The organism is Lacrimispora sp., assembly GCF_036758025.1.
In the GTDB taxonomy this organism is placed as follows: domain Bacteria; phylum Bacillota; class Clostridia; order Lachnospirales; family Lachnospiraceae; genus Lacrimispora.
The window spans coordinates 1-22,905 of the sequence record NZ_DAIOXM010000030.1 but is presented as its reverse complement, the minus strand read 5'-3'; the positions used below and the strand labels follow the sequence as shown (position 1 = coordinate 22,905).

The following is a 22,905-nucleotide window of genomic DNA, read 5'->3' as shown; positions in this document are numbered from 1 at the left end:
CAACGTGAGGCTGGTCATTGTGACAGGCATGTCGGGCGCAGGAAAAACCCAGGCCCTTAAGATGCTGGAGGATATGGGGTTTTACTGCGTGGATAACCTTCCCATCCCTCTGATGGAAACCTTTGCTGAGCTGACATTGAACAACCAGGGAGGCATCAGGAATGCGGCTTTGGGAATCGATATCCGAAGCGGAGAGGATTTATCGGTTTTAAGCAAGATATTTGATGAATGGTCCAGGAAACGGCTGCCTTTTGAGATCCTTTTCCTGGATGCAGGAGATGAAACTCTGGTCAAACGCTATAAGGAAACCAGAAGGGCTCATCCCCTTGCAGCCGGTGGAAGGATTGACAGCGGAATTTTAAAGGAACGGGGAAAGCTGGCCTTTTTAAAGGAAAATGCGGATTATATCATTGATACCAGTAAACTTCTCACCAAAGAGCTGAGGCAGGAGCTGGAAAAGATTTTTGTAAACAGGGAAACTTACCAGAATCTGTATATCACCGTCCTTTCCTTTGGATTTAAATACGGGATTCCATCGGATGCGGACCTGGTATTTGACGTCCGGTTTCTGCCCAACCCCTACTATGTGGAGGCGCTGCGGCCCAGAACCGGAGAGGAAAAGGTGGTGCGGGACTATGTAATGCAAAATGGGACCGCCGGGCTGTTTTTGGACAAGCTTAATGATATGCTGGATTTCCTCATTCCCAATTACGTGCTGGAAGGGAAAAACCAGCTGGTTATCGCCATTGGGTGTACAGGCGGAAAGCACCGGTCCGTCACCATTGCCAATGCGGTTTACAACAGGCTTAAGCCCAGGGAGGAATTTGGGATTAAGATGGAACACCGGGATATTGATAAGTGATTTGAAGATATGCCGGGAACAGTATAAGAAAAGGATGGTCCGGATATGTCATTTTCTTCCAAGTTAAAAGAAGAACTCTCCAGGCAGATCAGTCCGGCAAGACATTGCCAGATTGCGGAGATGGCGGCTATTATAAGCCTTTGCGGGAAAATAATCATATCAGAGGATGACCGCTATACCATAAAAATTCATACAGAAAATGTGGCAGTTGCAAGAAAGTACTTTACATTATTGAAAAAAACATTTAATATAAGTACGGATGTGTCCATTCGAAGAAATGCCTATTTGAACAAAAACCGCACCTATACGGTGACGGTCAGGGAACATGAAGAAGCCTTAAGAGTCCTTCATGCCACAAAACTCCTTAATGAAAAAGGAGAAATCGGGGAAAACTTAAATACAGTACAGAACGTGGTCATCCAGCAGTCTTGCTGCAGAAGAGCGTTCATCCGGGGAGCATTTCTCTCCTCAGGGTCTTTAAGTGATCCGGAAAAATTTTATCATTTTGAAATCGTATGTGCCACAGAGGACAAGGCCATGCAGCTGAAGTCCATCATTGCAACCTTTGACTTAGAAGCTAAGATTGTAAAGAGAAAGCGGTATTATGTGGTTTATATAAAAGAAGGAAACCAGATTGTGGATATTTTGAATGTGATGGAGGCTCCGGTGGCTTTGATGGAGCTGGAAAACATCAGGATTTTAAAAGATATGCGCAACAGTGTGAACCGGCAGGTGAATTGTGAGACTGCCAACATCAATAAAACGGTATCGGCTGCTGTAAAGCAGATAGAAGATATAAAATATATCAGAGATACAATCGGTCTGGACCAGCTTCCTGACAATTTGAGTGAAATTGCCAGAGAAAGGCTTGAAAGGCCGGAAGCGACATTGAAAGAGCTTGGAGAAGCTCTGGACCCTCCTGTGGGAAAATCAGGAGTGAACCACCGACTCAGAAAGCTCTGCGACCTGGCAGGGCGGATGCGTGAAGATGGTGGAGTGGAACAGGTCCGTTCATAGGATTGAGGAGGATAATTATGGTAAAGAAAACAGTCACCATTGAGCTTGCGTCAGGTTTGGAGGCGAGACCGGTTGCCATGCTGGTTCAGGTTGCCAGCCAGTATGAAAGCAACATTTACGTTGAGATGGAGTCTAAAAGAGTTAATGCCAAGAGCATTATGGGCATGATGACATTAGGACTTTGTGCGGGAGAACCGATTACGATTACAGCCGATGGCTCAGACGAGGAACAGGCCATTGCTGAGATCCAGAAGTACCTGTCTAATCAGGAATAATAAGAAAAAAAGATACTGCATTTATGGGGCGGGGATTTCCATTTGTTTACAATGGGGCTCTGCCTCTTATACGTCAGATAGGAAAGGAGACAGGAATAAATGGCATTTACACATTTGCACGTTCATACGGAATACAGCCTGTTAGACGGCTCCAGCAAGATCAAAGAGCTTGCTGCAAGGGCAAAGGAGCTGGGCATGGACAGCATGGCAATTACAGACCATGGAGTCATGTATGGTGTGATTGACTTTTACAGGGCAGCCAGAGAGGCGGGAATAAAGCCCATTATAGGGTGCGAGGTGTATGTGACATCCGGCTCCAGATTTGACAGAGAAACAGGAAGCGGAGAAGACCGTTATTACCACCTGGTTCTTTTAGCGGAAAATAACCAGGGTTACCAGAACCTGATGAAGATTGTGTCCAAGGGCTTTGTAGATGGCTTTTATTACAGGCCCAGGGTGGACTATGAGGTATTAAGGGAATATCATGAAGGAATTATCGCCTTAAGCGCCTGTCTGGCAGGAGAGGTGCAGAGATTCATTTCCAGGGGCATGTATGACCAGGCAAAGGAGTCTGCTTTCCGCTATGAGGAAATATTCGGAAAGGGAAATTTCTTCCTGGAGCTTCAGGACCATGGAATACCTGCCCAGCAGTCCGTAAACCAGGGCCTTCTCCGGATGAGCGGGGAGACTGGAATTGAACTGGTGGCCACCAATGATATTCACTACACCTTTGCAGAGGATGCCACGCCTCACGATCTGCTGCTTTGCATCCAGACCGGAAAAAAGGTAACTGATGAAAACCGGATGCGCTATGAAGGCGGACAGTATTACTGCAAGTCTGAGGAAGAGATGAGAAAGCTTTTCTCCTATGCCTTGGAGGCCATTGACAACACTCATAAAATTGCAGAGCGGTGCAACGTGGAGATTGAGTTTGGAGTGACCAAGCTGCCCAAGTATGAGGTGCCGGAAGGTTATGATTCCTGGTCTTATTTAAACAAGCTCTGCCGGGAAGGCTTTGAACATCATTATCCGGAGGCAGGCCAGGATTTAAAGGAACGGCTGGATTATGAGCTGGAAGTCATACATACCATGGGATACGTGGACTATTTTCTCATTGTGTGGGATTTCATTCACTATGCCAGATCCCAGGACATTATTGTCGGCCCGGGGCGTGGGTCTGCGGCAGGAAGCCTTGTTTCTTACTGTCTGGGAATCACCAACATTGATCCCGTTCCTTATAACCTGCTGTTTGAGCGTTTCTTAAATCCGGAACGTGTATCCATGCCCGATATTGATATTGACTTCTGCTTTGAACGGCGCCAGGAAGTCATTGACTATGTGGTCCGGAAATACGGAAAGGACCGGGTGGTTCAGATCGTCACCTTCGGTACTCTGGCTGCAAAGGGTGTGGTGAGGGATGTGGGAAGAGTTCTGGACATGCCTTATGCCCGCTGTGACGCCATTGCAAAGATGATTCCAAGAGATCTTGGCATGACCCTGGAAAAGGCGCTGAAACAGAGTCCTGACCTGCGAAATGCCTATAATGAAGATCCTGAGGTAAAGTATTTAATCGATATGTCCATGCGTCTGGAGGGTCTTCCCAGGCATACCTCCATGCATGCAGCCGGAGTAGTCATCAGCCAGGCTTCCGTAGATGAATACGTTCCCCTTTCAAAAGGTGCGGACGGAACCATTACCACTCAGTTTACCATGACTACCCTGGAAGAGCTGGGGCTTTTAAAAATGGACTTTCTGGGCCTTCGTACCCTGACTGTTATCCAGAATGCAGTTAAAGCCATAGAGAAAAACAGAGATCTGGTTTTAGATCTGGACACCATTGATTACAACGACAAGGCTGTTTTGGATTCTGTCGGAACCGGAAGGGATGACGGCGTGTTCCAGCTGGAAAGTTCAGGCATGAAAAGCTTTATGAAGGAGTTAAAGCCGGAAAGCCTGGAGGATATTATTGCGGGAATCTCCCTTTACCGTCCCGGTCCCATGGACTTTATTCCTAAATATTTGCGGGGAAAGAACGACCGGACCTCTATCACCTATGACTGCCCCCAATTAGAGCATATTTTAAAACCTACTCACGGCTGCATCGTGTACCAGGAGCAGGTTATGCAGATCGTAAGGGATCTGGCAGGCTATACCATGGCCCGAAGCGATTTAGTGCGCAGAGCCATGTCAAAGAAAAAGACTTCTGTCATGGAAAAAGAGCGCCAAAACTTTGTTTACGGAAACCCGGAAGAAGGAGTAGCAGGCTGTGTTTCCAATGGGATTGATGAAAAAACAGCCAATCACATCTACGATGAGATGATTGATTTTGCCAAATACGCCTTTAACAAGTCCCATGCGGCGGCTTATGCAGTGGTTTCCTACCAGACCGCTTATTTGAAATATTATTATCCCCAGGAATTTATGGCAGCTCTTTTAACCTCGGTCATGGACAATGTGTCAAAGGTTTCAGAGTACATTTTAAGCTGCAAGCAGATGGGGATTTCCATTCTTCCTCCGGATATTAACGAAGGGGAAAGCGGGTTTTCCGTATCAGGTAAATTTATCCGCTACGGCCTTTCTGCCATTAAGAGCGTTGGAAAGTCAGTGGTGGAGCTGATTGTGACAGAGCGGGAGCAGAACGGGATATTTCATGATATGGAGGATTTTATTGACCGGATGAGCAATAAGGAGGTCAATAAAAGGACTCTGGAAAACTTCATCAAATCAGGTGCTTTGGACACACTTCCGGGTACCAGAAAGCAGAAGCTTCTGGTTGCACCTGAGCTTTTAGAGCAGAGAAGCAAGGAGCGGAAAAATACCATGGAAGGGCAGATCACCTTGTTTGATATTGCAGGAGACGAGGAAAAAAGCCGGTTCCAGGTCACATTTCCCGATGTGGGAGAGTTTCTAAAAGAAGACCTTCTGGCCTTTGAAAAGGAGACTCTGGGCATCTATTTAAGCGGCCATCCTCTGGAAGCTTATGAATCCACCTGGAGAAATAACATTACTGCGGTTTCTGTAGATTTTCTGGTGGATGAGGAGACGGAAAAGGCCAATGTGGCCGACGGCTCCTATGTGACCATCGGAGGCATGATTACCGGGAAAACGGTGAAGACTACCAGAAATAACAAGATGATGGCGTTTATCACCTTAGAAGATCTGGCAGGATCTGTGGAGGTAATCGTATTTCCCAAGGACTATGAAAGCAAACGGGAGCTGTTTGTGGAGGATTCCAAGGTGTTTATACAGGGAAGGGCTTCCATCGGAGAAGACCCGGTTGGAAAGCTGATCTGTGAAAGAGTGGTGCCCTTTACCCTTCTTCCCAAGGAGCTTTGGCTGAAGTTTCCCGATAAAGAGGCTTATATGGCGGCGGAAAAGGAAATCTTTGAGGACTTAAAAGACTCAGAAGGCCATGACTGCGTCATCATTTATCTGGAAAAAGAAAGGGCCAAAAAGGTCCTTCCATCCAACCGCAATGTGGATGCAACGGGAACTCTTGTTGATGCTTTGATAAAGAAACTTGGTGAAAAAAATGTCAAGCTTGTAGAAAAAAAACTTGAAAAGATTGGCAAAATGAATTAGAATAACATCTGTATGAACTAAGATAATCTCAATATTGATATCCATAAATCAGGAGGAAGCTACTATGGCAAAACAAGTAAAGACGATCGGCATATTAACCAGCGGCGGTGATGCTCCGGGCATGAACGCTGCAATCCGTGCTGTTGTCAGGACTGCAATCCACAAAGGCCTGGAAGTTAAGGGAATTATGAGAGGATATGCAGGTCTTCTGCAGGAAGAGATTGTGGATATGAACAGCAGAAGTGTATCCGATATCATCCACAGAGGCGGAACCATTCTTTATACGGCCAGATGCCAGGAGTTTACCACTGAGGAAGGCCAGAAAAAGGGTGCCGAGGTCTGCAGGAAGCACAACATTGACGGCATAGTGGTGATTGGAGGAGACGGTTCCTTCCGGGGTGCCGGAAAGCTGTCTGCCCTTGGAATTAATACCATCGCACTTCCCGGAACCATTGATTTGGATATTGCCTGCACTGATTATACCATTGGCTTTGATACGGCTGTCAATACGGCCATGGAAGCCATTGACCGGGTGCGGGATACATCTACCTCCCATGAGCGCTGCAGCATTATCGAGGTAATGGGGCGTAACGCAGGCTACATTGCCCTTTGGTGCGGCTTTGCAAACGGTGCAGAGGATATTCTTCTGCCGGAGAGGTATGACGGTGACGAACAGGCCCTGATCAACCGGATCATTGAAAACCGGAAGAGAGGAAAGAAGCATCACATCATCATCAATGCCGAAGGAATCGGACATTCCACCTCCATGGCAAAGAGGGTTGAGGCTGCTACAGGCATTGAAACCAGAGCTACTATCCTGGGCCACATGCAGAGAGGCGGAGCGCCTACCTGTAAGGACCGTGTCTATGCTTCCATTATGGGGGCAAGGGCCGCAGAGCTTCTTTGTGAAGGCAAGAGCAACCGTGTGGTAGGATATAAGAATGGGGAATACGTTGACTTTGATATCCAGGAGGCACTTAGCATGACCAAGGACATCCCTGACGACCAGTTCAGGATTTGCAAGATGCTTGTGCGGTAGGCTGTCTGGGTGTATATGGATTGATGTTATAATAAATTTCAGAAAAAGCGTGATACCCCGGAGATTTTGTTCTCTGGGGTGCCACGCTTTTTTGTATTGTGTATGAAAGGTTTCTGGAACGTATTCAGAAGCATTCCAGCCAGGTCTTTGCCAGGGAAATCCAGTTCTGGCACTGAGGCTCTATATATTGTCCATCCTCTCCGGAAACTTCTCTGGTTGCAAGGGACAGTCCGTGGCAGCCGGTGGGATAGATATGCATTTCTATGTTAACTCCATGGCTTGTTAATGCGTCTGCCAGGAGAAGACTGTTCTTTACAGGGACAGAATTGTCGGTGGAGGTGTGCCATAAAAAAGTCTTGGGTGTATGTATTCCCGCTTGATGTTCCAGGGAAACCAGGCGGCGAAGGGACTCATCCCCCGCTTTTTCTCCCAACAGGTTTTGAAAGGAACCGGCATGGCAGCCCGGTCCTGAGGTAATGACCGGATAGGAGAGAATCATGCCGTTTGGACGAATGGATTCCGGATCTGAATTTAAAGGGCCGTAAAGGAATTCCTGGTTCCAGTATGCCCCCAGACTGCATGCCAGATGGCCTCCGGCTGAGAACCCGGCCACAATGATTTTACCGGGATCGATCTGCCATTCCAGGGCGTGGGACCGGATATGGGACATGGCCGAGGCCAGTTCCATCTGAGGGTAAGGGAAGCAATCCGGTGCTGTGCTGTAGCGGAGAATGAAAACGTGGCAGCCCATGGATAGAAATTGGGCGGCAACAGGCTCTCCTTCCCGGTCTGACAAGCGGCCGTAGCCGCCTCCCGGACAGATGACTACTGCGGGGCGCAGGCGGTCAGGGGCTACGGAGATGGAATCCAGAAGGTAGGCAGTTAAAGAGGCGGGAGGAGTCAGCTTTTTTTGCCCGGCCTGTTTCTCGGTGATTAATATTTCCAGTGTGAATTGTTTCATGATGATTTTAGCCTTTCATGGGGATTTTATTTGCTGTAAAATACTCTTAAAACAGAGTATAGCTTAAAATTTTTTCTTAATCAAGACAAAGAGGAGTTTCAAGAGTATTTGACAACAGACACATTTCCGGTTATGCTGATAGCAGTCTGTAAAGATAAAAGCGAGGAGAGGAAAACAAATGGATGTAATTGAAAGGTATATCAATGAACTGATGGAAAAGAGCACGCCGGACCGTCCGGTATGGAACATTGAGAAGATTCTTCAGGGAGAAAAGGCGGGCTGGAATTACATTGACGGCTGTATGATCAAGGCAATTCTGGAGATGTACGCCATAACCCAGGATTCGAAATATCTGGAATTTGCCGACACATTTATTGATTTCCGGGTGAAAGAGGACGGCACCATTGACGGCTATGATGTGGATGAACTGAACATCGACAACGTCAATGCAGGAAAGACCCTGTTTGAACTTTACGACCTGACAGGAAAAGAAAAATACCGGAAGGCCATTGACCTGGTCTACAGCCAGATTGAAAAAATGCCCAGAACCAAAGAAGGAAATTTCTGGCATAAAAATATATATCCCAATCAGGTATGGCTTGACGGGCTTTACATGTGCCAGCCTTTTTACATGGAATATGAGGCCCGGTTCCATAACAGGAAAAACTGCCCCGACATATACAGCCAGTTTGACAGCGTAGTAAAGCACATGCGTGACTCTGAAACAGGACTTTATTACCACGCCTACGATTCCTCCAGGGAAATGTTCTGGTGCGACAAGGTGACGGGCCTGTCCCAGAATTTCTGGCTGAGAGCCTTAGGCTGGTATTCCATGGCTTTATTGGACACCATGGACAAGGCAGGGAAAGAGGATCTTGAGCCTTTAAAGAGAATGGAGGAAGCCTTCAAGGAATTAATTGACTCCATGATCAAATACCAGGATGAAAGCGGCATGTGGTATCAGGTAGTCAACTTAGGAGGCATGGACAGAAATTATCTGGAGACCAGCGGAAGCGCCATTTTCTCCTATGCCATCTTAAAAGGAGTGCGTCTGGGCTATCTGGATCAGTCCTATGAAGCCTATGGGAAAAAGGCCTTTGAGGGAATCTGCCGTAAATACCTCAGTCTGGAAGAAGGAAATATGAGCCTTGACGGAATCTGTCTGGTGGCCGGACTTGGAGGAAAGGACCGGAGAGACGGGACTTACGAGTACTACATGTCAGAGCCCATTGTAAAGGACGATGCCAAGGGGGTAGGCCCTTTCCTTCTTGCCTACACGGAAATGAGAAGAACCGGCTGGGAATATAAGGGATAAAAAAAAGGGGATTGGAATGCTGCCAAAAAGCATTCCAATCCCCTTTTTTTATCCGCTCAAGCCTTTACCCGCTTAAGCTGCTCTGTACATATTTTCTGGGAGAGACTCCCACCTTTTTCGTAAATGCCTTGAAAAAGTTGCTGTAATCATTAAAGCCGCACATGCTGTAAACTTCATTGACGCTGTAACCGCCTGATAAAAGGGTTTGTGCCAGCTCAATCCGGCGGGAAGTGATGTAGGAATTGACAGTGGTGCCGGTGTCCTTTTTAAACAGCCTGCAAAGGTAGGAGGTGCTCAAATAAAAATGAGAGGCGATTTCCCCAATGCTTAACTGTGAGTCGATGTTGTAGTGAATATAGGTGATGATATCTGACACCTTTGTATTGGAATAGGTCCGGTGTCTTCCAAGTTCTTCCCCGGAAGCCGCATCGGCAGTCAATTTTGTGAGGAACAGCATAAGCTGGGAAAAGACGGAGCGGTCCTCCACATCCTGCCCAAACCCTCCTTCTTTTCCAAGCCTGTTGACATAATAGGTGAATCTGCGCTGCTGGTCTGGAGTTAAGGACAGGCGGTGGGAAAACTGCCTGGTCCGGTGTGTGAAGCAGTAAGTGAGATCCGTCTGCTCTGTAGAGATGCTTTCCAGATAAGAGGGATCAATGAAGATAGCCAGTATTTCCTGGGAGACAGAAGAATCTGTCTGAATGGCTTGATGCTTCTCATTCTGGTTGATCATAAATAAGTCTCCCGGTTTCACCCGGTAATTTTTATCCCCTATGAGAAAGGTGCTTCCCCCTCCTGGAGAAAAATAGAACTCATAGCAGCAGTGACTGTGCCTGCCAGTCACCCCTGTCTGCTTATGGGGCTGGACAATGGAGAAGGAATGAGAGGTCATACACTGGTCAATGCCTTCGGAATATGAGGTAAGTACTTTCATAAATCTCAATCTCCTTATCTGATGATATAAAAATAATAACATAGGAGGTCAATATTTGCAATGTTTTGTGCCATATTTGAAATGAATTATATAAATATTGATGTTATAATAAATGAAAAGCGTGGTGTAAGCGCTTACGCAGAAGGCGGAGCATGAAGAAACATAAAATGCTGATACCTGCTTTAAAAATCCCAAAATGGGTAAAAGAAAAAAGGAGAGAGAGAAATGAGAAAAATCAAACAGTGGACAGCTATGAGCTTGGCGGCTGTTATGGCAATGTCTTTGACTGCATGCGGCGGCGGCGGCAGCACCGGCGGAGCGACTACCGCAGCAGCAACTGACGGCACAACTGCGGCAGCAGGAGAGACAACTGCTTCCGGAGAACAGGTGGAGCTGACATTTTCCTGGTGGGGCGGAGATTCCAGACACGCCGCAACAGAGGAAGCAATTAAAGCGTTTGAGGAAAAGTATCCTAACATAAAAGTAACTCCTGAGTATGGCGCATGGACAGGCTGGGAAGAGAAGCAGTCCTTGAACATCTTAGGCGGCAACAGTGCTGATGTCATGCAGATCAACTGGAACTGGATTGAGTCCTACAGTAAGGGCGGAACTGCTTTTGCAAACCTGGAGGACTACTCCGATGCTCTGGATTTAACTCAGTTTACACCAGAGAGCCTTGAGCTTTGCAAGGAAGACGGAAAGCTGATGGCAGTGCCGATTGCGTTGACAGGACGTGTGTTCTACTGGAACAAGACAGCATTTGAAGAGGTTGGAGTTGATATTCCTACTGACTTGGATTCTCTCTATGCAGCAGGCGAGGCTTTCCAGGCAAAAGATCCTGACATGTATCCTTTAGCACTTGGCGAGTATGACCGTACTATTTTAATGGTATACTATCTGGAATCCAAGTACGGCAAGAACTGGGTAGAAGACGGCAAAGTAAATTATACAGAGGAAGAAGTTAAGGATGGTATGGACTTCATCACCAGCCTGGAAGAAAAACATGTCATTCCTACCATCGCAACCATTCAGGGCGATATGGCTGACTCTCTTGATAAAAATGCAAAATGGATTGACGGCAAGTATGCGGGCATCTTCGAGTGGGATTCCGCTGCATCCAAATTCAAGAGCGCATTAGAAGGCAGCGTTAACAAGGCAGGACAGGAATTTGCAGTAGGCGAATTCGTTAAGATGGGCGATTACAACGGCGGCTTTACCAAGATTTCCATGGGATTTGCAGTTTCTGCCAGTTCCAAGCATCCGAAGGAAGCAGCTATGCTGATCAACTTCCTGTTAAATGAGGAAGAAGGCGTTAAGATTACTTCTACAGAAAGAGGTATTCCTTGCTCTACAGCAGGCTTAAAGATTCTGGAAGAAAATAACCTTGGCGATCCTCTTACCATCGAAGCAAACACAAAGGTTATGAACTACAGCAAATTCGTTCTTGACACCAAGTTCGAGCACAACGACTTAAAGGCCAACCCTGACGGTGTTTACTACAAGGTATTCGGCAAGTTAAGCGCTGGCGAAATCGACTCTACACAGGCTGCTCAGGAACTGATCAAAGGCGTTACAGAAACTCTGGAAGGCTAATTCAGCCCTTCATAAACATCACTTATATGAGCCGCCGGATTCTTTGGCGGCTCTAAAAAGAAAAAGGCAGATAAAGCGATGGAATGCAAAAGTAAGAAATTAACACCATACCAGCTCACGGGAGCCATGCAGATGTATGAAGCCACCGGAGAGGAAATCTATAAGGATTATGTTATGGCCTGCTTACATGAACCGGAGGCCTTGGGGGATGGAGAAGATCTCCTGCCGGTACAGGATAGCTTAGCTTATTTTTTTGCCCTGAAACAGACCGGTCAGGAGCTGTACAGGCAGAAAATCGAAGCACTGATCAGGGAAAAGGAGTGGACGCTGGATTTCCTGCCCTTTGTTACGGCATATGAAACCAGCTTTAACAGAAAAGAACATTATAATGAAATTGTGGCTTATTTTCGGAAAAAAAATGGGTTTACGGGAACGGATCTGGTGGCTCTTATTGAAACAATCAGTCAGATGTCAGAAGAGATCTATGAGTACTACAGAGAGTTGAGAGATTTATTTAAAACGGTTATCAGGGGGAAAATCAATTATCTCCCGGATTCTCCTGAAAAGCTGGAAACCGGTTATTCTATCCTTAAAGCATGTAATATGGGTGTGCTTCAAAAGGAAAAATACAGCGGGTACGGAGAACTTGTGTGGAAAACTATCGCAGACAGCTACGATGACAATACATGTGCTGGATTACAGGAAATGCTCAAGGCACAATATACAATACTTAAAAAACAGGAGGTATAGCAGTATGAAGTCAAAAGGTATCCGCAAGGTATTGGCAGACAATGCAGGATTCTGGTTCGTCTTACCGTGGCTGATCGGATTTATACTTTTTAAGGTTTATCCCTTCGCCTCATCCTTGTACTACAGCTTCACAAACTACGACTTGTTCAGCGGCATCACAAAAGGCGGAATGATGAACTATGAGAAGATTTTTACGGACTCTGATATCAGAAGGGCATTTGCAGTCACCTTCAAATATGCCATTTTGGATGTTCCGTTAAAACTGGCATTTGCATTGTTCATTGCATATATTCTGAACTTTAAATTAAAGGGAGTGAACTTCTTCCGTACCGCTTATTATATCCCTTCCATACTGGGCGGTTCCATTGCCATCGCTATTTTGTGGAGAGCAGTATTTAATACCGATGGTCTGATCAATACGGTTTTAGGCGTGTTCGGCGTGGGAAAGATCAACTGGATGGCAAGTGCCAACGGCGCTATGGCTGTTATTATTCTGTTGAGGGTATGGCAGTTCGGTTCTGCCATGGTTATTTTCCTGGCAGCCTTAAAGGGAGTTTCCGAGGATTTATATGAGGCAGCCTCCATTGACGGAGCTGGAAAATGGACCCAGTTTTTCAAGATTACGGTTCCCCTGATCACACCGGTTATTTTCTATAACCTGATCACCCAGTTATGCCAGGCATTCCAGGAGTTTAACGGACCGTTCCTGGTAACAAAGGGAGGGCCAAACGGAGCCACCACCCTGATCTCCATTTTGATCTACAACAATGCATTCCTTCGTCATAAGATGGGAATGGCAAGTGCACAGGCATGGATATTATTCCTCATTGTCATGACCTTTACTGCAGTAGCATTTGTAAGCCAGAAAAAATGGGTTTACTATTCAGATGAGGACGGGAGGTAAATGACATGACGAAAGAGACTAAGAGAAAGATCAGTACAGCAATCCGCTATACCTTGCTGATTGCAGTAGGTTTCATTATGGTATACCCTCTCATATGGATGATAGGCGCCACTTTTAAAACAAACTCTGAGATTTTTACCAGCGCCTGGTTCTGGCCTAAAAAGCCTGTAACCGACGGCTATGCCAATGCATTTGTAGATTACGGCGGAAAGATCAACCTGATCAAATCCATGCTCAATACCTATAAAATAGTCGTGCCAAAGGTTATTTTTACTGTAATATCCGCAACGATCACAGCTTACGGCTTCGGACGGTTTGAATTTAAGGGAAAAGCCATTCTCTTCTCCCTTATGATTTCTACCCTGTTCCTGCCTCAGGTAGTGCTCAATGCTCCCCAGTACATCATGTTCAACAAGTGGGGATGGACTAATTCCTACCTGCCTCTGGTGATTCCCGCCCTCTTTGCAGGCGATACTTATTTCCTGTTCATGCTGGTGCAGTTTTTAAGAGGCGTTCCAAAAGAGCTGGAGGAGGCTGCCAGAATTGACGGCTGCGGGTCCTTAAAAACCCTGTGGTATGTGATTGTGCCTATGTTAAAGCCTTCCCTGGTATCTGTTGCTTTGTTCCAGTTCATGTGGACTTCCAATGACTTTATGGGACCATTGATCTATGTTTCCGATATGCAGAAATATACAAACTCCATTTACCTGCGTATGTCCATGGATGGTGATGTGGGATTCCAGTGGAACAGGATTTTGGCTATGTCCTTAATCTCCATTATTCCCTCCCTGATCGTGTTCTTCTGTGCACAGGATGCCTTTATTGACGGCATTGCGGCAGGAGGAGTTAAAGGATAATAAAAAACGGGCGCAGTATTTCATTGCTGCGCTCTTTTTTATATAGTAAAATAGTTTAAAGAGGAAAACTTTGCAGATGAGATTGGAGTTCATATGGAATTAAAAGTGATATATAAAACGTCCCGGTCTGTAACCATTGAGACAGTGACAGAGCAGATTTATGAATTTGAAACAATGGGGAATATCCTATTGAACGAAGAAGATTTTGGGCAAACAAAGCAAGTGGTCTTCACTTTGTTTGACTTAAAACCGGATACAGAGTATCATATTTGCCTGGAGAGAGACGGAGAAAAGGCAGAGGCTGATTTTCACACAGATTATGAGTTTGTGACCTTAAATGTAAAGGAGACCGGTGCAAAAGGAGATGGCATTCAGGATGACACCCACTTCATTCAGGCGGCTATCATGGCCTGCCCAAAGGCCGGACGGGTACTGATCCCAAGAGGAAAATACCGGATTACAAGTTTGTTTTTAAAGAGCCATTTAAGGCTGGAACTGGCTGAGGGAGCGGAACTTCTGGCTGATACGGACCGGTATAAATATCCCAGGTTTCCGGGAATGATTGAAAGTTATGACGAAAAAGATGATTACAACTTAGGAACCTGGGAGGGGAATCCTCTGCCCATGTTTGCAGGTATCATAACGGGAATTGATGTGGAAGATGTGGTGATTTATGGCCGGGGAGTGATCGATGGACAGGCATCCAGGGAAAACTGGTGGGACAATGTACGCCAGATGAAGGTGGCCTTCCGTCCCAGAACCGTATTTTTAGAGAGATGCAAACATGTGGTTCTTCAAGGTTTTTCTTTAAAAAACAGCCCTTCATGGGTGCTTCATCCTTATTTCAGCCAGGATTTAAAGTTTTTGAACCTGGATGTTAAAAACCCCGCGGATTCCCCCAACACCGACGGTCTGGACCCGGAATCATGTAAAAACGTGGAGATTCTGGGACTGCATTTTTCCCTGGGAGATGACTGCATTGCCATTAAGTCCGGAAAGATTTACATGGGCCGCAGATATCAGACCCCTTCGGAGAATATTACAATCCGCCAGTGCCTGATGGAAAACGGTCACGGTGCCGTTACGGTGGGAAGTGAAGTAGGCGCAGGGGTGAAAAACATCCATGTGGAGCGCTGCCTGTTCCGCCATACGGACAGGGGGCTGAGAATCAAAACCAGGAGAGGCAGGGGAAAGGATTCGGTTCTTTCTGATATAACATTTGACCACATCCATATGGATCATGTAATGACGCCTTTTGTTGTAAACAGCTTTTATTTCTGCGATCCTGACGGAAAATCCGACTATGTGCAGTGCCGCGAGCCTCTGCCGGTGGATGAACGGACTCCGGAGATCAACCGGCTGTATTTTACCAATATTAAGGCGGAAAACTGCCATGTGGCAGCCTCCTTCCTTTACGGGCTTCCGGAAAAGAAGATCGAACGGATTGAATTCAGGAACGTGGATATTTCCTTCGCAGACCAGGCAAAGGCAGGGGAGCCTGCCATGCTTTCGGGAGTTGGAGTGTGGAAAAAGAAAGGCTTTTGCATCAGCAATGTAGACACCCTGATCTGTGAAAATGTGAAGATTTCCGGTCAGGAAGGGGAAGCCTTTGAACTGAGCAATATTGATCATTATGAAGTGAGATAAAGGAGGAGTTCATATGCAAATCGGAATCCGATTACACGATGTAGCACCGGGAACTATGGAGGAACGGGTGAAAATTGCCCATGACCAGGGATTTACCTGCGTCCATTTGGCACTGTCAAAGACAGTAAAGGAGCATTCCGTGGATAATTCTGCACTGACACCGGGCTATGCCACATATCTGCGCAAAATGTTTGCCAAATACGATATGGACATTGCAGTGCTGGGCTGTTATCTGAATCTGGCCCATCCGGACCCTGAGGAGATTAAGAAGATTCAAGAGCGGTATTTCGCTCATCTGCGTTTTGCTTCCATATTAGGCTGCAGTGTGGTGGGAACAGAGACAGGAGCACCTAATGCGGAATACCGTTATGAACCGGCCTGCCATAGTTCAGAGGCCCTTGAGACGTTTATTAAAAATTTCACCCCTGTTGTAAGATGTGCGGAAAAATTCGGCGTAATTATGGCCATTGAACCGGTATGGAGCCATATTGTTTACAACTCCAAGCAGGCTTTAAAGGTGCTGAAAGCCATTGATTCTCCTAATCTGAGGATCATTCTGGACCCGGTAAATCTCCTTTCCGTGGAAAACAGCGAAATTCGTGAGCAGGTGATTGGAGAGGCCATTGAGGATTTAGGGCAGTATACCGATGTTCTGCACATGAAGGATTTTGTCATTGAGGGTGACAGAGTGGTTTCCAGTGCGCCGGGAACCGGTGTAATGAAGTATGACAGGATTCTGGAGTTTGCAAGGAAGGAAAAGCCTTATATTCAGATGACCATTGAGGACAGCAAGCCAGATAATGCGGAGTGGTCCAGGAAGTTTCTTGAAGATTATCATTGATATAAAGTTTAACGATTTTCCCGGGAAAGGTATTTAAGAAGCCTTCCCGGGAATTTTATTATTGTCTGGTTGTACTGTTTTTTTCCTTTTTTTAATGCATTTTTTTAAAAATAAAACGTCGATAAATGTGGATTTCCATGTTATAATGAAGCATGATTTTGCCTAAAAATGAGCAAGCTTATATCCTGTCTCCATGAGGTAAAAATATAAATCCCACAAAACATAATATAATCTATAGAGGAGCAAAACAGTATGAACCCAATCATCCAAGTTAAAAACTTCACCAAAAGATACGGCGATTTTGTTGCCGTAAATGATATATCTTTTGATGTGGAAGAAGGCAGTGTATTCGCTTTCCTGGGTCCAAATGGTGCTGGAAAGAGCACGACAATTAATACGCTGTGTACCATATTTGAAAAGACATCAGGATCACTTTTGATTGATGGAAAAGATGTTACCGCACAAAAAGGTGAGGTCAGGTCAGCCATAGGAGTGGTGTTTCAGGATTCAACCCTGGATGCAAAAATGACCATTGAAGAAAACTTAAAAATGCACTGCGTTTTTTATAATATCCCCAACAATGAAGTAGAAGAGCGCATACAATTTGTTTTAAAGCTGGTGGATTTGGTGGACGAAAGAAAAAAGCTGGTAGCAGCCTTGTCCGGAGGAATGAAACGGCGTGTGGAAATTGCCCGGGGGCTGATTCACTATCCCAAGGTTTTATTTCTTGATGAGCCGACAACAGGGCTTGACCCTCAGACCAGGGCCCATATATGGGAGTATATTATTAAGCTTCAAAAGGAAAGAAATATTACAATTTTTCTTACAACACATTATATGGAAGAAGCAGAAATATGCAATAAAGTTGCAATCATCGACGGCGGCGTTATTGTGGCTCATGACACTCCTTATGCTTTGAAGAAAAAGTATACAAGGGACAAGGCATATATTAATACAAAAAATGAACCAGAGCTTGAACGCCTGCTGGAAGAACATGATTTAAACTATGTAAAAAAAGGCGGTTATTATCGAGTGGAGGCCGAATATCTGGCCGGCTTATTGGAGGTTCTCAGTGTTCATAAAGAATACGTTACCAATATAGAGATTAAAAAAGGCACATTTAATGATGTTTTTTTGGAGATAACAGGCAAAAAGATTAGAGAGGAAGCTTAAGATGAATACTGTGCTTGCATTGTGGAAGAGAGGCCTGAAAGCCTTTGTGAGAAATAAAACAGGGCTTGTTTTCTCGCTGATATTTCCCTTTTTCTTTGTTTACGTATTTGGTGCTATATTTAAAAATGATTTTATTGAAAATCCTATTTCCTATATGCTCTCCGGAGTTATCATAACCACAGTGTTTGAAAGTGCACTGAATTTAGCCTCATCAACGGTTGACGACATGGTCAGCGGGTTTATGAAAGAGGTGCTGGTTTCTCCGGCGAAAAGGGTTGCTGTTGCAATGGGCCAATTACTGTCTGCGGCTACAGTCTCTACCTTACAAGGGGTATTGATACTGATAATAGGGTTATTTATCGGAATTAAGTTCACCTCCTGGACTACCCCGTTATATGTTCTTCTGTCAATGATTTTTATCGGCATCGCTTTTTCCGGTGTTGGGCTGTTTTTGGCAACTAAGGTTCGTAACGGTCAAACCTTCCAGATTGTAAAGACCGCCGTTACAATGCCTCTTACCTTCCTTTCCGGGGCCTATATTCCTTTATCTATGCTGCCCGGTAGCCTTAGGTTTGTTGCCTATGTAAATCCTATGACGTATGCTACTGCATTTTTCCGCATGATTGTTTTGGAAAAAACCAACCTTTCCATTGCTGAACTCAGGAATGAAGGACTGGTAGTTGATATTTACGGCTTCACAGTTACCCCATTTATGACTTTTGCGGTCATTTTAATCATTGGTTTGGTGTTTTTACTGTTATCCACCAATTCATTCGTTAAAACAGATTTCTCCCGTATGAACAGAAGTGCAACTGATGCCAATGAGCTCTGGGGGTAATGGATAAAACAAATATAGCTGTGCGGCAAAGGCCGCAAAAAGGGGGCATTGCAAAAATAGCAACGCACCTTTTTGCCTCTAAAAAGCGAATGGCAGGTTCAGGAGAACCTGCCATTCAGAGTATAATAAGATATGACTAATAAATTAATATACCAAAGAGATCATACCGAATTATCAGGAGTTTATCAACTAAAACTTCCGCTGGAATTAGGTGGATTAATACCTGAAGATAATTCTGTCCACCCACTGAGCCACGAATTGGAGAAATTGGATTATACAAAGCTTTACCTGGCTTACTATGCCAAAGTCAGAAATCCGGCAGTGGCCCCCCAAAGATCATGTTTAATATATTAATCTATGCTTATCCTCAAACCATTTATTCTTCCGGAAAAATAGAAAAGGCCTGTCGCCGGGATATCAACTTCATGTGGCTCCTTGCCGGTCAGAAGGCCACGGATCATACAACCATCGCAAGATTCCGGATGTGAAGACTGTAGTGGCTGTAAGCACTGGGAGAAATGTACGAAATCAAAGAAGAATAAGAAGCTGTATGTACCAAAGTTTTTTATAGAGAAGCAGAAAAGGTCATATGAAAATATCCGCACCGAAACAGGAATCCGTTACCGTGTAAACCGTTGGATCCAGGTGGAAGGAGCCTTTGGGGTACTGAAAAATAACTATGAGTTTCAGAGATTTCTGCTAAAAAGGAAAACCAAAGTAAAACTGGAGATTCTGCTGTTGTGTTTTGGGTACAACATCAATAAACTGCATACAAAAGTCCAAAATGAACGGCTAAAAAACTATCTGTTTGAAGTAAAATCATCATAAAAAGTCCTCCAAGAAGGCAGGGCTGTTAAAGTACGCAAAAAAACACGAGAGTGACTGATGAAATCAGTCATCTTGTGCTTTTTTAGGTTAAGGAGCTGTTGGGCTTTTAGATCATGCTTTTTGCGACACCCTCATGAATTCGTACTGTTTTTGACTAGCATATTGTTCATTCCCCTATTTTTGCTTTTTATTTTATATTATAACTTTATATTGTGAAAAAGTAAATAATTATTAACTTTATTTTAAAATTTAAAAACGTTATTGACAAAAATGTTATAACGGTATATTATCATTATATAATTTTATAAAATAAAAACATTTTAAAGATGAAGTGTGCGATTTTACAGAGTATTACGAGTGTTTAAATCATAAAGAGAGGAAAAGGTTAGATGCGCAATAAAAGAAAGTATTTATTGATAATTGGTATTTGTGCAGTTATTTTTTTAGCCTATGCATTACTTTATGCAAAAAAAATCAGAAACAATGATACACATACGATAACAATTAATGAAGTTCGATTTGATTCCATAGGAGGTGTGATAAACTTTACAGTTAAAACAGCAGAAAAGGAACAAAACTATGAGCCACGGGTTTTTCTGGACGGTATGTCGTGTATTGTTGATTTGAGTTCTGAGGCTGAAGGAACCAAGAGTTATAATATGTATTTTGTAGATGATGAAAACAGTAAAGATGCCGTTTTGTTTTTGGATGAAGTAAAACAAAGTGAAATAGTGTTAAATGTCACAGACGAATTAAGTTATTACAAGAATGAAAAATATGAATTTGGTATTTCTGAAGTTTCAGGTTACATAAAGGGAAGTCTTTCTGATGAAGAAATTGAAATTACAATAAACTATAAAGATGGTAGTACGTATCCTGTCTATTCTACAACTCAAAATTATAGTAATGAATTACCAGTAATAACATTTCCAAATCACAAGGATTTAGATGCATCGTTTTTTTGGCTTAATAACATCCAATTAGAACAGATTGAATCTGTGGAAGTTAATGGACAGAAATTGATGCTATCTAGTGTATTATATCGATGATATTTAATACCACATGTGTTAGCTTTATATGCCAGCACCTAAATATCCAGGGTAAAGATAAGCTAATTTAATCCTTGTATCAGCTGCTCTAAATTGCCAGCATATGGTGTTCGCATTTTTATTCCTTTGCGTTTCCTACATGATTAGTTCCTAATGCAGAAAGGAAAGCTTATTAATTCTCAGGGATAAGCATTGACGTATCATCAAATTCAATTCGATTTCAGCTATATTTAACCAACTGCCATGTTTTAGAGTATAATGGATTTCCAGGCGTTTTATGATTCTGCGGACCTCTGATGCCGTATACCGTTTATACAAGGAGTATATAATTAATGTGGTTAATTAAAATAATCTTTAGGAATTTATATAATATCTTTAGTTTCTATAATAAAAAGCCAGTAGGACTCTTAAATTTAAGAGGAAATTCCTTTTGCTTATAAAACCGTCATTTCAGCAAGCAAAAGTGATTTTATAATCGTTTCAAATTAGGTGTTTAAAGAAAGGAGATATAATCTATGAAAAAAATTAAAAAATTAGTTTCAATAATAACTACTGGTGTATTCGTATTAAGTATGAACATTACCGCTTTCGCCGCTCCTAATAATTCTGGCAAAGGACGCATTTCAGATATGACAATCTCTGAAGTTGTTACATATCTTGAAAATAGCGGCGGTTCTATTGATCCGACATTCTTAGATATTTGCCAAAACATTATCAAACTGAAAGATGATGGAATGGAAAATTCAGAAATACTTATACAAATCGAAAACAGACCTACTACTTTTAGCTTGTATGAACAATGGGGAAAGCTCACAAATTCAGAAAAAGGTCTAGTTGTACTATATCCAAAAGAAGCTCTTGCAATTCAAGGAAACGCTAACAAAGCAACTAATAGTACTATTTCCGTCTATGGTCGTAATGGCAATGGTGATATGACAGACGCTTACCGACACGGATACTGGAATGCTTTAAACGCTCGTGATGTTGGTAAACTAGTAGCGGAGTTATTTGCAACGGCGCACGAAGACATTTCTGAAGCAGAACTTAATAAAGTCACCAATGGATTTACAGGTCGACAACATAAATCAATGGATTTACACAATAACGCTGTGGGACGTGGTGTTGTAAATTGGAATGATTTGTTTACATCTGACAGCACAATGTCAAACCGAATTCTTGAAAAGATTACTACAAACCATATGGTTATTTTGGTAAAATAATTATGATACAAAAAAGAAAAACTTTCATTTCTTTAATAGTTATTTTATCCATATGTTTACTAAGTAGCTTCATTTTTTTTAATAAACAACATGACTCAAATAATTCTCTACTAACGATTTTAAAAATAACTGACCTGGAAAGTTATCTAAAGCAACACGATATTACTTTTCCAGCTACAAAGAACATACACCTTTATAATTTAGACGATACAAATATTTTAATTATTGACAATCGAAATTCCGATTATAGTTTATATATTAACTCAAGTGTTACTGCCAAAATAAATGACGGTATATTAACAGTAACAGTAAAAGATTCAAATGCTATTTCGGAAACTGATATTTCTGGTGTCTATGGTGTTATCATTCAATGTGATGGCCCTATTGCCAATATCATAATACAAAAAGAACATTAAGATATTTGAAAAATGTTAACCGCTCTTCTTGGTTAGCAATGTTATATAGTATGATGCTTGTTCCAGCTTCTGTGACGATAAATAATCTTAATGAACAGCCTAAGTTGAGAATAAAGTTAGGTCGCATAAAGTACACGGCTACAATAGAATTAAATTCAAGCGAAAAACACCTGAAAAATTCTATAATCTTCATTCAGAAACTAACTATAATTTTAAATTTGTCACACCAAGCGAATATAATGTTATTTGCCACGGGAAATTTTTAAAAGAATAAATAGGCGCTGATGAGGGACATTATAAAAGTTGTCCCTCATTTTTACTGTTTATATAAGGTATCGTAACTAATAGTATACTTAACTTATCAAATGGGGAGTACTAATTTATAACACCCAAACGGTCAAATATGTAAAATTCAAAAAATATATACCATCAAAAGTAGTTTTAAAATATGTAGCGGATGGAAATTTGTGGGCATATAACTTTACTGGCTTATCTACAAGCAAGGTATATTATCTGTACTTTAGTGCACCAGATTCAAATAATCGAATTTATGCATATGGTGGAGTATCTTATTTTGCTCAATTATATTAGTAAAGTAAATGAATAGAATAGACAGGACTTTTTGTTTAGTAAATATGTATATTGTGGCAGGTTCTTTGAAAGTTGCAATAGCATTGTTGGGATATTTAATGTAACGAACCCAAATATTTCCGACACCACGACCTTTTAGCCCATTCATAATGGACAGCCTGTGAATGGCATAATAAAAGTACCCACTTTTGGCGGAGAAAATTCCCCACCTTG

At 43.1% G+C, this 22,905-nt stretch carries 21 protein-coding genes and 1 pseudogene; 19 read left to right on the top strand and 3 right to left on the bottom strand.

The window, feature by feature from the left end:
- Window positions 1–4 precede the first annotated feature (4 nt).
- The 5 genes from rapZ (at window position 5) to pfkA (ending at window position 6,775) form a co-directional block, all read left to right on the top strand.
- Window positions 5–862, top strand: a complete 858-nt coding sequence (gene rapZ / locus V7M78_RS19325; RefSeq protein WP_333652042.1) for an RNase adapter RapZ — start codon at window positions 5–7, stop codon at window positions 860–862.
- A 45-nt stretch (window positions 863–907) separates the two neighbouring features.
- Window positions 908–1,879: a DNA-binding protein WhiA gene (gene whiA / locus V7M78_RS19320; protein ID WP_333652039.1), complete on the top strand. Its 972-nt coding sequence runs from the start codon at window positions 908–910 to the stop codon at window positions 1,877–1,879.
- A 17-nt stretch (window positions 1,880–1,896) separates the two neighbouring features.
- Window positions 1,897–2,154 (top strand): HPr family phosphocarrier protein, encoded by a 258-nt coding sequence (locus V7M78_RS19315; RefSeq protein ID WP_333652036.1) that lies wholly within the window; start codon window positions 1,897–1,899, stop codon window positions 2,152–2,154.
- A 99-nt stretch (window positions 2,155–2,253) separates the two neighbouring features.
- Window positions 2,254–5,736: a DNA polymerase III subunit alpha gene (locus V7M78_RS19310; RefSeq protein ID WP_333652034.1), complete on the top strand. Its 3,483-nt coding sequence runs from the start codon at window positions 2,254–2,256 to the stop codon at window positions 5,734–5,736.
- Window positions 5,737–5,800: 64 nt separating this feature from the next.
- Complete coding sequence (gene pfkA, locus V7M78_RS19305; protein WP_333652032.1) at window positions 5,801–6,775, top strand: 6-phosphofructokinase; 975 nt, start codon at window positions 5,801–5,803, stop codon at window positions 6,773–6,775.
- Window positions 6,776–6,899: 124 nt separating this feature from the next.
- Here the strand turns inward: pfkA and V7M78_RS19300 are convergent, their stop codons facing one another.
- Entirely contained in the window at window positions 6,900–7,736 is an 837-nt protein-coding gene (locus V7M78_RS19300; RefSeq protein WP_333652030.1) for an alpha/beta hydrolase, read from the bottom strand.
- A 178-nt stretch (window positions 7,737–7,914) separates the two neighbouring features.
- Between V7M78_RS19300 and V7M78_RS19295 the strand changes: the two genes are divergently transcribed.
- A complete protein-coding gene (locus tag V7M78_RS19295) occupies window positions 7,915–9,051 on the top strand; it encodes a glycoside hydrolase family 88/105 protein (protein ID WP_333652028.1) in 1,137 nt (378 codons plus the stop codon).
- 64 nt (window positions 9,052–9,115) lie between these two features.
- Here the strand turns inward: V7M78_RS19295 and V7M78_RS19290 are convergent, their stop codons facing one another.
- Complete coding sequence (locus V7M78_RS19290; protein WP_333652026.1) at window positions 9,116–9,985, bottom strand: AraC family transcriptional regulator; 870 nt, start codon at window positions 9,983–9,985, stop codon at window positions 9,116–9,118.
- Window positions 9,986–10,210: 225 nt separating this feature from the next.
- Between V7M78_RS19290 and V7M78_RS19285 the strand changes: the two genes are divergently transcribed.
- From V7M78_RS19285 to V7M78_RS19225, 13 genes and pseudogenes are all read left to right on the top strand, one after another.
- A complete protein-coding gene (locus tag V7M78_RS19285; RefSeq protein WP_333652024.1) occupies window positions 10,211–11,578 on the top strand; it encodes an ABC transporter substrate-binding protein in 1,368 nt (455 codons plus the stop codon).
- Window positions 11,579–11,656: 78 nt separating this feature from the next.
- A complete protein-coding gene (locus V7M78_RS19280; protein WP_333652022.1) occupies window positions 11,657–12,328 on the top strand; it encodes a hypothetical protein in 672 nt (223 codons plus the stop codon).
- Window positions 12,329–12,332: 4 nt separating this feature from the next.
- Complete coding sequence (locus V7M78_RS19275; protein WP_333652020.1) at window positions 12,333–13,232, top strand: carbohydrate ABC transporter permease; 900 nt, start codon at window positions 12,333–12,335, stop codon at window positions 13,230–13,232.
- A gap of 5 nt (window positions 13,233–13,237) precedes the next feature.
- Window positions 13,238–14,089 (top strand): carbohydrate ABC transporter permease, encoded by an 852-nt coding sequence (locus V7M78_RS19270; protein ID WP_333652018.1) that lies wholly within the window; start codon window positions 13,238–13,240, stop codon window positions 14,087–14,089.
- 93 nt (window positions 14,090–14,182) lie between these two features.
- Entirely contained in the window at window positions 14,183–15,736 is a 1,554-nt protein-coding gene (locus tag V7M78_RS19265; RefSeq protein ID WP_333652017.1) for a glycoside hydrolase family 28 protein, read from the top strand.
- Window positions 15,737–15,749: 13 nt separating this feature from the next.
- On the top strand, window positions 15,750–16,577 hold the full coding sequence (locus tag V7M78_RS19260; RefSeq protein ID WP_333652015.1) for a sugar phosphate isomerase/epimerase family protein: 828 nt from the start codon (window positions 15,750–15,752) through the stop codon (window positions 16,575–16,577).
- 252 nt (window positions 16,578–16,829) lie between these two features.
- Window positions 16,830–17,750, top strand: a complete 921-nt coding sequence (locus V7M78_RS19255; RefSeq protein ID WP_333652013.1) for an ABC transporter ATP-binding protein — start codon at window positions 16,830–16,832, stop codon at window positions 17,748–17,750.
- Between the two features lies 1 nt (window position 17,751).
- The gene (locus tag V7M78_RS19250; protein ID WP_333652011.1) at window positions 17,752–18,588 is read left to right on the top strand and encodes an ABC transporter permease; all 837 of its coding nucleotides are present in this window, start codon (window positions 17,752–17,754) and stop codon (window positions 18,586–18,588) included.
- A 338-nt stretch (window positions 18,589–18,926) separates the two neighbouring features.
- On the top strand, window positions 18,927–19,076 hold the full coding sequence (locus V7M78_RS19245) for a transposase (protein ID WP_333652009.1): 150 nt from the start codon (window positions 18,927–18,929) through the stop codon (window positions 19,074–19,076).
- Window positions 19,072–19,416: pseudogene (locus tag V7M78_RS19240) on the top strand (transposase); the annotation flags it as partial. The gene V7M78_RS19245 and the pseudogene V7M78_RS19240, both read left to right, overlap by 5 nt.
- Before the next feature lie 389 nt (window positions 19,417–19,805).
- A complete protein-coding gene (locus V7M78_RS19235; protein ID WP_333652005.1) occupies window positions 19,806–20,465 on the top strand; it encodes a hypothetical protein in 660 nt (219 codons plus the stop codon).
- Between the two features lie 515 nt (window positions 20,466–20,980).
- Window positions 20,981–21,685, top strand: a complete 705-nt coding sequence (locus V7M78_RS19230) for a DUF6973 domain-containing protein (protein ID WP_333652003.1) — start codon at window positions 20,981–20,983, stop codon at window positions 21,683–21,685.
- A gap of 2 nt (window positions 21,686–21,687) precedes the next feature.
- On the top strand, window positions 21,688–22,101 hold the full coding sequence (locus tag V7M78_RS19225) for a hypothetical protein (RefSeq protein ID WP_333652001.1): 414 nt from the start codon (window positions 21,688–21,690) through the stop codon (window positions 22,099–22,101).
- A 520-nt stretch (window positions 22,102–22,621) separates the two neighbouring features.
- On the opposite strand, the gene V7M78_RS19220 is transcribed toward V7M78_RS19225, so the two are convergent.
- Window positions 22,622–22,905, bottom strand: a 284-nt coding sequence (locus tag V7M78_RS19220) for a hypothetical protein (RefSeq protein WP_333651999.1), incomplete at its 5' end; no start/stop codon positions are given.

What these genes read in the sequence shown, in the direction of transcription:
- V7M78_RS19250 (WP_333652011.1), top strand. Translation starts at nt 17,752, where the DNA reads ATGAATACTGTGCTTGCATTGTGGAAGAGAGGCCTGAAAGCCTTTGTG.
- V7M78_RS19315 (WP_333652036.1), top strand. Translation starts at nt 1,897, where the DNA reads ATGGTAAAGAAAACAGTCACCATTGAGCTTGCGTCAGGTTTGGAGGCG.
- V7M78_RS19300 (WP_333652030.1), bottom strand. Translation starts at nt 7,736, where the DNA reads ATGAAACAATTCACACTGGAAATATTAATCACCGAGAAACAGGCCGGG.
- whiA (WP_333652039.1), top strand. Translation starts at nt 908, where the DNA reads ATGTCATTTTCTTCCAAGTTAAAAGAAGAACTCTCCAGGCAGATCAGT.
- V7M78_RS19295 (WP_333652028.1), top strand. Translation starts at nt 7,915, where the DNA reads ATGGATGTAATTGAAAGGTATATCAATGAACTGATGGAAAAGAGCACG.
- V7M78_RS19245 (WP_333652009.1), top strand. Translation starts at nt 18,927, where the DNA reads ATGTTTAATATATTAATCTATGCTTATCCTCAAACCATTTATTCTTCC.
- V7M78_RS19285 (WP_333652024.1), top strand. Translation starts at nt 10,211, where the DNA reads ATGAGAAAAATCAAACAGTGGACAGCTATGAGCTTGGCGGCTGTTATG.
- V7M78_RS19275 (WP_333652020.1), top strand. Translation starts at nt 12,333, where the DNA reads ATGAAGTCAAAAGGTATCCGCAAGGTATTGGCAGACAATGCAGGATTC.
- pfkA (WP_333652032.1), top strand. Translation starts at nt 5,801, where the DNA reads ATGGCAAAACAAGTAAAGACGATCGGCATATTAACCAGCGGCGGTGAT.
- V7M78_RS19260 (WP_333652015.1), top strand. Translation starts at nt 15,750, where the DNA reads ATGCAAATCGGAATCCGATTACACGATGTAGCACCGGGAACTATGGAG.
- V7M78_RS19290 (WP_333652026.1), bottom strand. Translation starts at nt 9,985, where the DNA reads ATGAAAGTACTTACCTCATATTCCGAAGGCATTGACCAGTGTATGACC.
- V7M78_RS19270 (WP_333652018.1), top strand. Translation starts at nt 13,238, where the DNA reads ATGACGAAAGAGACTAAGAGAAAGATCAGTACAGCAATCCGCTATACC.
- V7M78_RS19280 (WP_333652022.1), top strand. Translation starts at nt 11,657, where the DNA reads ATGGAATGCAAAAGTAAGAAATTAACACCATACCAGCTCACGGGAGCC.
- V7M78_RS19310 (WP_333652034.1), top strand. Translation starts at nt 2,254, where the DNA reads ATGGCATTTACACATTTGCACGTTCATACGGAATACAGCCTGTTAGAC.
- V7M78_RS19255 (WP_333652013.1), top strand. Translation starts at nt 16,830, where the DNA reads ATGAACCCAATCATCCAAGTTAAAAACTTCACCAAAAGATACGGCGAT.
- V7M78_RS19235 (WP_333652005.1), top strand. Translation starts at nt 19,806, where the DNA reads ATGCGCAATAAAAGAAAGTATTTATTGATAATTGGTATTTGTGCAGTT.
- V7M78_RS19265 (WP_333652017.1), top strand. Translation starts at nt 14,183, where the DNA reads ATGGAATTAAAAGTGATATATAAAACGTCCCGGTCTGTAACCATTGAG.
- V7M78_RS19230 (WP_333652003.1), top strand. Translation starts at nt 20,981, where the DNA reads ATGAAAAAAATTAAAAAATTAGTTTCAATAATAACTACTGGTGTATTC.
- V7M78_RS19225 (WP_333652001.1), top strand. Translation starts at nt 21,688, where the DNA reads ATGATACAAAAAAGAAAAACTTTCATTTCTTTAATAGTTATTTTATCC.